The 12808-nt window shown below is 64.1% G+C and carries 11 protein-coding genes; 9 read left to right on the top strand and 2 right to left on the bottom strand.

Annotation, left to right across the window (positions count from 1 at the left end):
* Positions 1-61: 61 nt before the first annotated feature.
* On the bottom strand, positions 62-829 hold the full coding sequence (locus tag GEV02_RS25320; protein WP_152840702.1) for a LytR/AlgR family response regulator transcription factor: 768 nt from the start codon (positions 827-829) through the stop codon (positions 62-64).
* Entirely contained in the window at positions 826-1956 is a 1131-nt protein-coding gene (locus GEV02_RS25315) for a sensor histidine kinase (protein ID WP_152840701.1), read from the bottom strand. Before GEV02_RS25315 ends, GEV02_RS25320 begins: the two co-directional genes overlap by 4 nt.
* Before the next feature lie 228 nt (positions 1957-2184).
* Here GEV02_RS25315 and ychF point away from each other — a divergent pair, with 228 nt between their 5' ends.
* The 9 genes from ychF to GEV02_RS25270 all read left to right on the top strand — a co-directional run bounded on the left by ychF (position 2185) and on the right by GEV02_RS25270 (position 12775).
* Positions 2185-3276 (top strand): redox-regulated ATPase YchF, encoded by a 1092-nt coding sequence (ychF, locus tag GEV02_RS25310; protein WP_008444460.1) that lies wholly within the window; start codon positions 2185-2187, stop codon positions 3274-3276.
* 846 nt (positions 3277-4122) lie between these two features.
* The gene (locus tag GEV02_RS25305) at positions 4123-4665 is read left to right on the top strand and encodes a hypothetical protein (RefSeq protein WP_152840700.1); all 543 of its coding nucleotides are present in this window, start codon (positions 4123-4125) and stop codon (positions 4663-4665) included.
* A 134-nt stretch (positions 4666-4799) separates the two neighbouring features.
* Positions 4800-6047 (top strand): M20/M25/M40 family metallo-hydrolase, encoded by a 1248-nt coding sequence (locus GEV02_RS25300; protein ID WP_174999334.1) that lies wholly within the window; start codon positions 4800-4802, stop codon positions 6045-6047.
* An 87-nt stretch (positions 6048-6134) separates the two neighbouring features.
* A complete protein-coding gene (locus GEV02_RS25295; protein ID WP_152840698.1) occupies positions 6135-6791 on the top strand; it encodes a PEP-CTERM sorting domain-containing protein in 657 nt (218 codons plus the stop codon).
* Between the two features lie 129 nt (positions 6792-6920).
* Complete coding sequence (locus tag GEV02_RS25290) at positions 6921-7649, top strand: Crp/Fnr family transcriptional regulator (RefSeq protein ID WP_152840697.1); 729 nt, start codon at positions 6921-6923, stop codon at positions 7647-7649.
* Complete coding sequence (locus GEV02_RS25285; RefSeq protein ID WP_152840696.1) at positions 7646-9361, top strand: hybrid sensor histidine kinase/response regulator; 1716 nt, start codon at positions 7646-7648, stop codon at positions 9359-9361. Before GEV02_RS25290 ends, GEV02_RS25285 begins: the two co-directional genes overlap by 4 nt.
* Positions 9358-10170, top strand: a complete 813-nt coding sequence (locus GEV02_RS25280; RefSeq protein ID WP_152840695.1) for a response regulator — start codon at positions 9358-9360, stop codon at positions 10168-10170. The genes GEV02_RS25285 and GEV02_RS25280 overlap by 4 nt, the downstream gene beginning before the upstream one ends.
* Before the next feature lie 65 nt (positions 10171-10235).
* Positions 10236-11039, top strand: coding sequence for a type 2 periplasmic-binding domain-containing protein (locus GEV02_RS25275; RefSeq protein ID WP_174999332.1), 804 nt, complete (start codon positions 10236-10238; stop codon positions 11037-11039).
* A 116-nt stretch (positions 11040-11155) separates the two neighbouring features.
* On the top strand, positions 11156-12775 hold the full coding sequence (locus GEV02_RS25270) for an NYN domain-containing protein (RefSeq protein ID WP_152840693.1): 1620 nt from the start codon (positions 11156-11158) through the stop codon (positions 12773-12775).
* Positions 12776-12808: the final 33 nt, after the last annotated feature.

The raw sequence follows: 12808 nt of genomic DNA, 5'->3' as shown, positions 1-12808 counted from the left end.
AGGTCCTGTGGGATCGGTAGGCACGCAACGATCCCACCGCCCCTGTGCCGGCGGCAGCGGCCTACATCGCCCGGAACAAATGGACGTAGGCGCGGCTGACCCGCAACTCGCGGGCGTGGCCCTTGATGCGCAGGAACAGGCGGCTGCTTTCGTCGCGCCGGGTGCCGGCCAGGTAATCCAGGTTGACCAGCGTGGAACGGTGCACCTGCCAGAATTGTTCGGGGTCGAGCTGTTCGGACAGTTCGGAGATCGTGGTGCGGATCAGGTGCTCGCCGCCGGTGGACTGCACCACCGTGTACTTGTCGTCGGCATGGAAGAACAGCACGTCGCTGACGGCGATCTGGTGCACATACTCGCCCTGGCCGGCGCGCACGAAGCGCAGCCGCGACGGCGCCGCCGGCCCGCGCGTCAACTGCTGCAGGGCTTGCGACAGGCGCGCATCGGGCTGGGCGTCGCGGCCGGCCGCCTGCAGGGCCAGCGCGGCCCTCACGCGCTCTATCGTCAACGCCAGACGATCGGTCTTCAAGGGCTTGAGCAGGTAGTCGAGCGCGCAATGGTCGAAGGCTTGCACCGCATAGGTGTCGAAGGCGGTGACGAACACCACGCGGGTGTTGCCCTCGATGCCTTGCGCCACCTCCAGGCCGCTCAGGCCCGGCATCTGGATGTCGAGGAAGGCCAGGTCCGGCTCCAGCGCTTCGATGAGCGCGGCCGCCTCCACGCCGTTGCGGGCGAGGTGCACGATCTCCAGTTCCGGCCACAGCAGTTCCAGCTGCTCCTTAAGATAGAGCGCCAGGTGTGGCTCGTCGTCGGCGATCAGGGCGCGCGTCATGCGGGCGTCCGGTAGGGGAGGGACAGCGCGGCCTGCGTGCCCACCGTCTGCGGCGTCAGCGTCAGCGTGGCCTTGCCGCCGTAGCGGGTGCGCAGCCGCTCGCGGATATTGGGCAGGGCCATGCCATTGCCGCGCTGGCGCGGACGGCGCGGGCTGTCGAGGCCGAGGCCGTCGTCGTCGACGCAGATGTCTAGCTGACCGTCGACCACGCGCGCGCGGATGCGGACGCGGCCGCCTTCGATCTTCGGTTCCAGTCCATGTTCGATGGCGTTTTCCACCAGCGGTTGCAGCAGCAGGGTGGGCAGGGTCGCCGCCAGCGCATCGTCGCTGGCGTCGATCTCGAAGCGCAGCCGGTCTTCCATGCGGATCTGCAGCAGGGTCAGATAGCTGCGCACCATCGCCAGCTCGGCCGCCAGCGTGCTGTCGGTGTGGCGCAGCTGGCCCAGGCTGGCGCGCAGATAGTCGGTGAAGTTTTCCAGCATCAGCCGGGCGCGCGGCGTGTCGCGGTCGAGCAGGCTTTGAACATTGGCCAGCGTATTGAACAGGAAGTGCGGCTCGATCTGGGCCTGGAGCAGGCGCAGCTGGGCTTCCATCGCCTGATGCAGCAGCCGGTCCTGCTTGACCCGCAAGCGCCACCAGAACCAGTTGGCCGCCGCGACCACCAGCAGGAAGGCGAGGAATTCGGTCTTGGCCACGCTGTGGCCCATGAAGCTGGTCCAGCCATTCCAGTCGGTGAGCCAGGTGTACATGCTCAGGCTGAGCGCGGCGCCCAGCATGACGCCGCCGATCGCGATGGCGTTGATGACCAGCGCGGAGCGCCAGTCGGCCGCTTCGGACATGCGTTCGATGCTGGCGGCGGGCAGCAGCTTCTCGACGGCGCGGGTGATCGCCAGCATGCTGTAGGCGACGCACAGGCAGCTGAACAGGTTGAACAGCAGCGAGGCGCGCCACCAGCCGTGATCGCTCACGCGGCCGGTGAGCAGGCCGTTAATCAGCATCATGCCTAGGCCGATCGGCAGCGCCAGGGCGGCGCCGACCGCCAGTTGCGCCCAGAGCGGCTCCTGGCGGTGCTTTTTAAGCTGCCAGAACGAGCGCCAGGCCAGGTGGAAAGGGGAGCTGGTATTCATGGCGGCCATTGTATCCGGGAAGAATTGCCGGGCAGGGCGGAATGCGATGGATCGACAGGAATGCCGACGGAATGCAAGTTCATCAAGTCTGTTTTTTTGAAGAGTCGCTGCGAGGGAGGTACAATTGACCCTTGAACGCTTTAAAAAGCACGAATTTCCAGAAAACGCCCCTCGGCGGCCGTTTTTCACCAGCCGCTTGCCGGCGAAATTGATAATTAAAGGTTTTTCATGAGTCTCCAATGCGGCATCGTCGGCCTGCCTAACGTCGGCAAGTCCACCCTCTTCAACGCCCTGACCAAGGCTGGCATCCCGGCCGAGAACTATCCGTTCTGCACCATCGAACCTAACGTCGGCGTGGTCGAAGTGCCGGACCCGCGCATGGGCGCGCTGGCCGACATCGTCAAACCGGAACGCATGGTCAACGCCATCGTCGAGTTCGTCGACATCGCCGGCCTGGTGGCGGGCGCGTCGCAGGGCGAGGGCCTGGGCAACCAGTTCCTGTCGCACATCCGCGAAACCGACGCCATCGTCAACGTCGTGCGCTGCTTCGAAGATGACAACGTCATCCACGTGGCCGGCAAGGTCAGCCCGCTGGACGACATCGAAGTGATCCAGACCGAGCTGGCGCTGGCCGACCTGGGTACCGTGGAAAAAGCCATCCACCGCGAAAACAAGAAAGCCCGTTCCGGCGACAAGGACGCCGCCAAGCTGCTGGCCATCATGGAGCGCATCGTGCCGCACCTGAACGAAGCCAAGCCGGTGCGCGCCATGGGCCTGGACGCCGACGAAATGGCCTTGATCAAGCCGCTGTGCCTGATCACCGCCAAGCCGGCCATGTACGTGGCCAACGTGTCCGACACCGGCTTCAAGAACAACCCGCTGCTGGACCAGCTGACCGCCTACGCCGCCACCCAGAACGCGCCTATCGTCGCGATCTGCGCGTCGATCGAAGCGGAAATCGCCGACTTGGACGACGCCGACAAGACCGCCTTCCTGAGCGACATGGGCATGGAAGAGCCGGGCCTGGACCGTCTGATCCGCGCCGCCTACAAGCTGCTGGGTCTGCAGACCTACTTCACCGCCGGCGTCAAAGAAGTGCGCGCCTGGACCATCCACATCGGCGACACCGCACCGCAAGCTGCCGGCGTGATCCACACCGACTTCGAACGCGGCTTCATCCGCGCGCAAACCATCGCCTATGACGACTACATCCAGTACAAGGGTGAGGGCGGCGCCAAGGAAGCGGGCAAGATGCGCGCCGAGGGCAAGGAATACGTGGTCAAGGATGGCGACGTGTTGAATTTCCTGTTCAACGTCTAAGCTGAAATCACCGAAGAAGCCCCGCAATTGCGGGGCTTTTTTGTTTTTTGTCGTGTCAAGTTGTATCCTTACAGCCCCTCATGAAATACGTTTGAGGCAACAGAGGCAACGGAATCGGCTGAATCAAAGTGAATCACGTACGAGTACTCGGTGTTATAAACAAACATGAATCTACCAACGACAGAACGTCCATAGACCGCACGAGTCTTGTCCGAATATTGGTGCTTTATGCCAAAGCGATTTAGCTCCGATTCCACGGCCAATCTGGTCTTCCCAATAGTTGCTGCCGAACGAACGGTACTCTCAAGTTCCCGGACCTTGGTCCGCGACTCATATCTCGCGTAATACTCGCAGCTAGCAAGAGACGTTACCGTAACAGCTATAACAACAAAAAAATTCTTAAGGGACATGATTCACCTCGGCCCCGAACCTGCCGCCTGAATGACAGCAGTTCCATTGTTGATGACGAATGGGCATGGCCAATGTCCGGTCAGGCACTTAATTGCAGCGGATGCATATGCGTTGCTATTTACTCCAACAATATCTGTCATGTTTTTCCGTGTAAATCGTTTATATCGTTAAACAGGCTCCGATACTACTTTCCTCGATCAGTTACTGTCCCCCGCTCAGCACCTTTTACCAAAACAAACATGGCGTCTATACCGCCGCTATGATAGCAGCGCTCCCACTGTCCGCCTACGGTCGATCTTGTTCGGAAGCGTACACTTGCACGCGGCCTGGCAACAGTGAAACCCCCGCAGTATCAACGACTTAGCAAGTGGCACAGCGCTTGCTGCGAGAGTGGCGATCCTCGTTCGATCATCCACACTCACAGGAGCCTGAACCATGACCATGTATCGCCTCTTCACCCGCATGTGCACCATCCTCGCCGTCAGCTGCGGCATGCTGTCCTCTGCCCTGGCCGCCGATAGCCGCGGCCCGGCGACGCCGGAAGAAATCGCGCGCGTCGTCCAGATCGCCGCCGCGTCGGACAAAGACCCCCTCGCCACGATGGCGTCGGCCGATGGCCGCTGGTTCCAGAAATGGTCGGACGATGTGCCCGACTACAGTTTCGGCCCCGACCAGGGCGCGTTCTGGCTGATGAACGGCGCCGCCAAGGGCGACGTGAAACGCGCCGCCATCTTCCAGCACATGGTGAGCACGGCGGCTTACCAGGTCCAGCACCAGATCCACGATCCGCAAAAGAACAAGGACGATTTCGAAGCCAAGACCGTCGCCGGCCTGGAAGGCGTGCTGCGCGCTTATGAAAGCCTGCTTGCCGCCCGGCCTGAAAATCGCTCCGAGCAATTGGACGAAGCCATCGCCGCCCGCGATAAAGGCACGCTGCTCGCCTTCGTCCGCGCCCTGCCGCCGATGCCCAAGCGCTGAGGCCGGCCATGCCCTTGCGACGACATATCCTGACAGCGGCGCTGCTGCTGGGCGCAGGCCTTGCGCACGCTCAGTCTCCATCCGCTTCCGCAGAAAACCGGCTGATCGATGAGATCGGCCAACGGTCCCGCTTGATGTCCAATCTGGAAGAGATTTGCGACGACGTCGGCCCGCGCCTGACCGGCTCGGCCCAGTTGCGCGCCGCCCAACAATGGGCCGTGCAGCGGCTGGCCAGCTATGGCGCTGCGAACGCGCATCTGGAGGGCTATGACATGGGCCGCCCCTGGCTGCGCGGCATCGCTCGTGCGCGTCTGCTCAACGCCAGCGGCATGCAGCTTGATGTCGTGCAGAAGGCCTGGACCTCCGGCACCGCAGGCGTGGTCAAGGGCGATGTCGCGGTGTTGGACGTGAAGACCTGGGACGACTTCAAGACCGCATCGGCCGCGCTGAAAGGCAAGATCGTGCTGCTGGAATCGGTGCCCAAGGCCACGCCGGAACAGCGCAAGAACCTGCCGCGCTATCTGGCCGAATCCAGAAAGACCATCGACGATGCGCGCTTCGCCGGCGTGCTGTTCGTCTCGACCAAGAGCAACAGCCTGCAGGAAATGTGGGGCGGTCCGAACTCACTGTTCGACCGCAACGCCGGCATCATCTCCAGCGAGCATGCGAATGTGCTCAAGCGTCTGCTGGCGCGCGGCCGTGCCCCGCGCGTGGCGATGGAACTGGGCGGCCGTTTCGGCGCCAAGCCCATCACCGCCTACAACGTGGTGGCGGACTTCCCGGGGACGGATCCATCCGGCGAAATGGTCGTGCTCGGCGCGCATCTCGACTCGTGGGACCTGGGCTCCGGCGCCACCGATAACGGCGCCGGCGTCGTCACGATGATGGAGATCGTGCGCGCGCTACGCGCCCAGAACCTGCAGCCGAAACGCACACTGCGCGTGGTGCTGTTCTCGGGCGAGGAGCAGGGTCTGTTGGGCAGCAAGGCCTACGTCGCCGCGCATGCGGACGAGCTGTCGAAAATCCAGGCGGTGCTGGTGCAGGACAGCGGCGCCGGCCGCATCACCGGCTTCCTCGACATGAAGCAGGAGGCCTGGTACGCAAGCTTGCAAGGCGCGCTCGCGCCGACCAAGCCGCTGGGCGCCATCGATATCGTCTACGGCCTGGCCGGCGGTTCGGATTTCGAACCGTTCGCCGCCAAGGGCATTCCCACCTTCCCGCCGATACAGGATCTGCGCGACTACCGCACCCACACCCAGCACAGCCAGGCCGACTCGATCGATCACATCGTTGAAGCCGACCTGAAGCAGGCGACGCAGGTGATGGCGGTGCTGGCATGGGGGCTGCTCAATAGCGAGCGCTTGCCGCGCGCGGCGCCTTAGCAGCACGTCAGGCGCTGAGATGTTGAAATGATAATTCATGATATAGTGCCCACGTTTCCTTTTTGACACCAATCCAAGACAGCCAACATGAAAAAATCATTCCTCGTCCTGAGCGCTGTGCTGGCGCTGGGCGGCACCGCGCACGCGGCCGATTACACGCTGGATTTTGACTACAAGCTGAACTGCACCGCCAATGGCAGCGGTTACGGCCCCCGTCAGGACTGCTCCAATGGCAATGGCAGCATCGCGCAATCCTATGGCGATGTCGCCGGCGTCGTTGACGTGCAATACGCCGCACCCTACACCGGCCACGGCACGCTCAACTGGTGGGATGCCGGCTACAACACCCTGCATGGCGTACTGTACGCCGGCGCCAGCGATGCCCATTCGGCCGCGCGCATCGATTTCGTTCCGCAAGCAGGCCAGGTGGTGAGCCTGTCGCGCTTCGACCTCGGCACCTATGGCGGCGTGGCGCACACCACGTCCGTGACGGTGTCGGCGATCGGCGGCCCGGTGCTGTTCAGCTTTGACGGCATCATCCCGACCGGCAATTCGGCGACGACGCTGTTCGCCAACGTGTCCTCGGCCAGCGGCCTGAGCATCCTGTGGCATGACAGCGCCTACAACGTCGGCATCGACAATATCCATTTCTCGGTGAGCTCCGTGCCGGAACCGTCGTCGTACGCGATGCTGGCCGGTGGCTTGCTGCTGCTCGGCGCGATCGCGCGCCGTCGCCGCGCCTGACCCTGCGCGGGCGGCGTGCCGATCCGGTACGCCGCCTTGCAATCTGGAGAAGTGTGTTACTGTGTCTGACGGCCATCGTTTGCCGTCTTCGCCGCCCGCCTAGTTGACGACTGGAACAAGGAATGTTTCATGCGTCTCAACAACCCCAATCAAAACCATTTGCTGGCCGCGCTGCTGGACGCCGAGTTCGACCGTCTGTCGCCGTATCTGGAGCCGATCATGATGCGGCTGGGCGATGTGCTCTACGAATCGGGCGGCAAGCTTAATCACGTCTATTTCCCGACCTCGGCCATCGTCTCGCTGCACTATGTGCTGGAGAACGGCAGCTCGTCCGAGATCGCCGGCGTCGGCAATGAGGGCATCCTCGGCATCTCGCTTTTCATGGGCGGCAACACCACGCCGAGCCGCGCCGTGGTGCAGACCGCCGGCCATGGCTACCGCCTCAAGTCGCAAATCCTGCTCGACGAGTTCAACCGCGCCGGGCCGGTGATGCGCCTGCTGCTGCGCTACACGCAGGCGCTGATCACGCAGATGTCGCAGACGGCGATCTGCAACCGCCATCACACGCTGGAACAGCAGCTGTGCCGCTGGCTGCTGCTGACGCTGGACCGCCTGCCCACCAGCGAACTGACCATGACCCAGGAACTGATCGCCACCATGCTGGGCGTGCGGCGCGAAGGGGTGACGGTGGCGGCCGGCCGCTTGCAGGCCAAGGGCTACATCAGCAACCGGCGCGGCCATATCTCGGTGCTGGACCGGGTCGGGCTGGAGGGCGATGTCTGTGAATGCTATGAAGTCGTCAAAAAAGAATTCGCGCGCCTGATGTCAGACGTACGCCAACGTCAGGAATCGCAATGAAAACCCATCCACTCCCCGACAGCCCCTTGCTCAAGGCCGATGCGCTGCAACTGGCGATCCACAACAGCGCCAACTTCTCCAGCATCGCCACCGACGCGCAGGGCGTGATCCAGATCTTCAACGTCGGCGCCGAGCGCATGCTGGGCTACAGCGCGGCCGAGGTGGTGAACCGCATCACGCCGGCCGGCATTTCCGATGCACAGGAAGTCGTCGCCCGCGCCGCCGCGCTCAGCGAAGAGCTGGGAACGACCATCCGGCCCGGCTTTGACGCGCTGGTGTTCAAGGCTTCACGCGGCATCGAAGACATCTACGAGCTGACCTATATCCGCAAGGATGGCAGCCGCTTTCCGGCCATCGTCTCGGTCAGCGCGCTGCGCGATGCCGAGGAAAAAATCATCGGCTATCTGCTGATGGGCACGGACAATACGGCGCGCAAGCAGGTGGAGCGCGAGCAGGCGGTGCTGGACAAGCGCCTGCGCGAGCAGCAGCTGGCGCTGCAGGAAACCAATGTGGAGCTGGAAGCGGCGCGCGCGGTGGCCGAAAAAGCCAATCGCGCCAAGTCGGATTTCCTGTCGGGCATGAGCCACGAACTGCGCACGCCGCTCAATGCGGTGCTGGGTTTTGCGCAGCTGCTGGCGTCGGACAAGCCGCCGCCGAGCGCGGCGCAGCAGCGCTCGCTGGATCAGATCCTCAAGGGCGGCTGGTATCTGCTGCAACTGATTAACGAGATCCTCGACCTGGCCATGATTGAATCGGGCAAGGTGACGATGTCGCAGGAGTCGATGGGCCTGTCCGAGGTCTTGCGCGATTGCCAGGCCTTGATCGGGCCGCAGGCGGAAAAGCGCGGCATCCGCCTGTTCTTCGCCTCGCTGAGCGAACCGTTCTTCGTGCATGCCGACCGCACGCGCGTCAAGCAGGTGATGATTAACCTGCTGTCCAACGCCATCAAGTACAACCGCCACGGCGGCAAGGTGACGGTCGAGTGCGCGGCGGGCCGGGCCGGCATGGTGCGCATCAGCGTGACCGATACCGGCACCGGCCTGAGCAGCGAACAGATGGAGCAATTGTTCCAGCCGTTCAACCGCCTGGGCCAGGAAGACGGCGCGGAAGAGGGCACCGGCATCGGCCTGGTGGTGACCAAGCAGCTGACCGAATTGATGGGCGGCGCCATCGGCGTCGAGAGCGAAGTCGGGGTCGGCACGACGTTCTGGATCGAGCTGACCGCCAGCAGCGAGCCGGTGCTGGAAGCCGCAGCCTTCGATGCGCCGTTGGCGCTGGGCGCCGGCAACGGCGCGGCGCTGAAGACGCTGCTGTACATCGAGGACAACCCCGCCAATCTGAGCCTGGTGGAGCAGTTGATACAGCGCCGCAGCGATCTCAAGCTGCTGACCGCCATCGACGGCCATACCGGCATGCAGCTGGCGCGCGCCTACCAGCCCGATGTGATTTTGATGGACATAAACTTGCCGGGCGTGAGCGGCTTCGGCTGCCTCAAGATCTTGCAGGACGACGCCACCACCGCGCACATCCCGGTGATGGCGCTGTCGGCCAACGCCATGCCGCGCGACATAGAAAAAGGTGTGGAAGCAGGATTCCTGCGCTATCTCACCAAGCCGATCAACGTGGTTGAATTCATGAGCGCCCTGGATTTTGCACTTGAGTTCGCTGCCGAAGGCCGCAGCCCCAGCCAATCACCGGAGATCGCATCATGATCGAGCCCTCAGAAATACTGCACGCCGAGATCCTGATTGTCGACGACCAGGAAGCCAACGTCATGCTGCTGGAGCAGATGCTGGCCAACGCCGGCTACACCCGCGTCAGCAGCACGATGGACCCGTTTGCCGTCTGCGGCCTGCACCAGCAGCATCACTACGACCTGATCCTGCTGGACCTGCAAATGCCCGGCATGGATGGCTTCGCGGTGCTGGAAGCGCTCAAGGATATCGAGCCGGACGGCTATGTGCCGGTGCTGGTGGTCACGGCGCAGCCCAACCACAAGCTGCGCGCGCTGCAGGCCGGCGCCAAGGATTTCGTCGGCAAGCCGTTCGAGCTGGTCGAAGTGGAAACGCGCATCCGCAACCTGCTGGAAGTGCGGCTATTGCACCGCAAGCTGCAGCGCTACAACCAGCAGCTGGAGTACAAGGTGTTCGAACGCACGGCGCAATTGCGCGCCAGCGAGGCGCGCTTCCAGCGCTTCGCCGAACTGTCGACCGACTGGTACTGGGAGCAGGATGCCGACGGCAAGCTCACCAACTGGTCCGGCCCGGTGGCCGACATGGTGGGCATAGGCGGCAGCGACACCGGCGGCTGGGACGTGGCGGAGCACGCGCTGCTGGAATCGAATATCGCCGAACGCAAGGCCTTCCTGGACTTCGTCTATAGCCGGACCATCAACGGCGTGGTGCAATACCTGCAAGTGAGCGGCGAGCCGATGTTCGACGACACCGGCCGCTTCGCCGGCTATCGCGGCGTCGGCCGCGATGTGACCGAGATGGCCGCCATGTTCTCCAAGGCCGGCTAGACCGGACGCGCAGCCGTTGTCGCCAGGGCTGGCCCCGGCCGCAGCATGCTGCTAGTATGGTCGGCATGATAAAAATACGGACATGGGGACAGCTCGCCGGCCTGGCGCTGATGCTGCTTGGGCGCCTGGCGCCGGCGGCTGAGAGCGTGCCGTTGTACGTCTACTACTCCGACCCCACCTTCGCCGCCGGCTCGTCCGACAGCCTGACCGACAAGATGGCGGCCTGGCTGACGCAGCGCTCCAACGGCCGCTACCACTTCGTCGCCACCCAACTGCCGCGCCGCCGGCTGGAGTTGATGATGGAGCAGCCGGCCTGGCCGGGCGTGGTGGCCTGGGCCAATCCGCGCTGGTTCACCGCCTCGGCTGCGCGCCAGAGCTGGAGCCGCTACTACATGGTCGACGCCAACCTGGTGGCCTCGCTGCGCAGCGCGCCGCTGGACTACGTCGACGACAGCTCGTTGTACGGCCAGAACATCGGCACGGTGCAGGGCTACACCTACAAGAACCTGGAACCGCTGGTCAAGGAAGGCAAGCTGGCCCGCGACGACGCCGACACCGAAGCCCGCAACCTGCTCAAACTGCAGCAGCGCAGGGTGTCGGTGGCGTTCTTGCAAGCCAGTTCGCTGCCGCGCTTTCACCGGCGCTTCGCCGACCTCGACCAATGGCTGTACCTGTCGCCCAAGCCGCGCACGGTGTTCGAACGGGCCTTTTTTACTGCGCCGAACCAGCCGGAACTGCTGGATTTCCTCAACCGCCAAGTCGACGTGCTGATTGCCGACCGGCCGTGGCAGGAGACGTTCGGCACCTGCAAGCTGGTGCTGCCGCGCCAGTCCGGCGCCACCGACGCCCAACGCAAGCTGTGCCGCTAGTTGTCGCGTTCGTCGCGCACGGCCCGTTGTTGGGTATAATCGTCGGATTGCCGGATCGAACGACCGCCGCGTCTACCTTCCTCACCCGCCTCACTCCTCATTAGAAAATACTCTTCATGGCTTCTTCCAACGATAACGTCAGCATGGCGCTGTTCTGCGATTTTGAAAACGTGGCGCTCGGTGTGCGCGACGCCAATTACGACAAGTTCGACATCAAGCCGGTGCTGGAACGTCTGCTGCTCAAGGGCAGCATCGTGGTCAAGAAAGCGTATTGCGACTGGGATCGCTACAAGGGCTTCAAGGCGCCGATGCATGAGGCGAACTTCGAACTGATCGAAATCCCGCACGTGCGCCAGTCCGGCAAGAACTCGGCCGACATCCGCATGGTCGTCGATGCGCTGGACTTGTGCTACACCAAGTCGCACGTCGACACCTTCGTCATCATTTCCGGCGATTCCGATTTTTCGCCGCTGGTGTCCAAGCTGCGCGAGAACGCCAAGAAGGTGATCGGCGTCGGCGTCAAGCAGTCGACCTCGGACCTGCTGGTGGCCAACTGCGATGAATTCATTTTCTACGACGACCTGGTGCGCGAGAGCCGCCGCGCCAAGCGCGAAGCCAGCAACGAGACCAAGCCGGTCGTCAAGCGCTCGCCGGAAGAGGAACGCGCCCGCCGCGAAGAGATGGACAAGCGCCGCAACCAGGCGGTGGAAATCGCCGCCAATACCTTCGAGGCGCTGGTGTCCGAGCGCGGCGACAGCGGCAAGATCTGGGCGTCCGTGCTGAAAGAGGCGATCAAGCGCCGCAAGCCGGACTTCAGCGAGTCCTACTACGGCTTCCGCACCTTCGGCAATCTGATCGAGGAATGCAAGGCGCGCGGCCTGCTGGAATTCGGCCGTGACGAGAAATCCGGCGCCTATGTGTACCGTGGCACCGGCGTGCCGACGCCGGGCTTGCAGGTCGGCGAATCGTCGTCGGCCGACGGCGCGCAGGGCGATAGCCAGGACGGCGGCAAGCAGGAATCGCGCCGCAGCCGCGGCCGCGGCCGCACCGCCGCCGAGCGTTTCGCGGAACGCCAGGCCGAGCGTCTGGCCCAGCAGGCCCGCGCCGCGCACGCGAATGGCGAGGCGGACGATGCCGAGCCGGTAGTGCATCCCTATGTGGAGCCGGAACAGTTGGCCGGCCAGCCTGACGCGCCTGAAGCCGTCGCGCCGGATGCGGCGCCAGCCGCCGAGTCCGATCGTGGCCGAGGCCGTGGTCGCGGCAATCGCGGTGGCCGCAAGCAGGGCGAACGCCAGGGCCAGCAGGATGTTGCTGCCGAGGCGGTTGTCGTTGAAGTGCCGGTCGTCGTCAGCGAGCCGGTCGTGGCCGAGGAAGTTCCTGCCAAGAAGAAAAGCGGCCAGAAACCGCCTGCACGCAAGCTGAAGGAAGCGGCCAAGCCTAAGACGGAAGAAGTTGCAGCCAAGGGCGGCAAGGGCGCGAAAAATGCACGCGGCGGCAAGAGCGCTGCGGTGAAGGGTGAGCAGTCGCCGGCGGCGGCCGCACCGGCGCCGGCGCCTGCGCCGGTTGCGGCAGCAGTCGAAGCGGCTCCGGCCGTGCCGGCTCCAGTCGCATCGGCGGACGCGGCGCCAGCCGCCAAGCCTGCCAAGGCCAAGCCGGCAGCCAAGCCGGCCCGCAAGCCTGCGGCGGCGCGCGCTCCGCGTCCGGCCAAGGCGGCTGCGGCCAAGGCCGAGGAGTAATTCGGCTCGGAGGGAAGGGCGCCGTCGCCGGAC

The organism is Rugamonas aquatica, assembly GCF_009380215.1.
GTDB classification, from domain to species: domain Bacteria; phylum Pseudomonadota; class Gammaproteobacteria; order Burkholderiales; family Burkholderiaceae_D; genus Rugamonas; species Rugamonas aquatica_B.
This window is presented reverse-complemented; position numbering and strand designations above follow the sequence as displayed.

Coding starts and splice junctions, on each gene's coding strand:
- GEV02_RS25320 (WP_152840702.1), bottom strand. CDS start 829: ATGACGCGCGCCCTGATCGCCGACGACGAGCCACACCTGGCGCTCTAT.
- GEV02_RS25315 (WP_152840701.1), bottom strand. CDS start 1,956: ATGAATACCAGCTCCCCTTTCCACCTGGCCTGGCGCTCGTTCTGGCAG.
- ychF (WP_008444460.1), top strand. CDS start 2,185: ATGAGTCTCCAATGCGGCATCGTCGGCCTGCCTAACGTCGGCAAGTCC.
- GEV02_RS25305 (WP_152840700.1), top strand. CDS start 4,123: ATGACCATGTATCGCCTCTTCACCCGCATGTGCACCATCCTCGCCGTC.
- GEV02_RS25300 (WP_174999334.1), top strand. CDS start 4,800: ATGTCCAATCTGGAAGAGATTTGCGACGACGTCGGCCCGCGCCTGACC.
- GEV02_RS25295 (WP_152840698.1), top strand. CDS start 6,135: ATGAAAAAATCATTCCTCGTCCTGAGCGCTGTGCTGGCGCTGGGCGGC.
- GEV02_RS25290 (WP_152840697.1), top strand. CDS start 6,921: ATGCGTCTCAACAACCCCAATCAAAACCATTTGCTGGCCGCGCTGCTG.
- GEV02_RS25285 (WP_152840696.1), top strand. CDS start 7,646: ATGAAAACCCATCCACTCCCCGACAGCCCCTTGCTCAAGGCCGATGCG.
- GEV02_RS25280 (WP_152840695.1), top strand. CDS start 9,358: ATGATCGAGCCCTCAGAAATACTGCACGCCGAGATCCTGATTGTCGAC.
- GEV02_RS25275 (WP_174999332.1), top strand. CDS start 10,236: ATGATAAAAATACGGACATGGGGACAGCTCGCCGGCCTGGCGCTGATG.
- GEV02_RS25270 (WP_152840693.1), top strand. CDS start 11,156: ATGGCTTCTTCCAACGATAACGTCAGCATGGCGCTGTTCTGCGATTTT.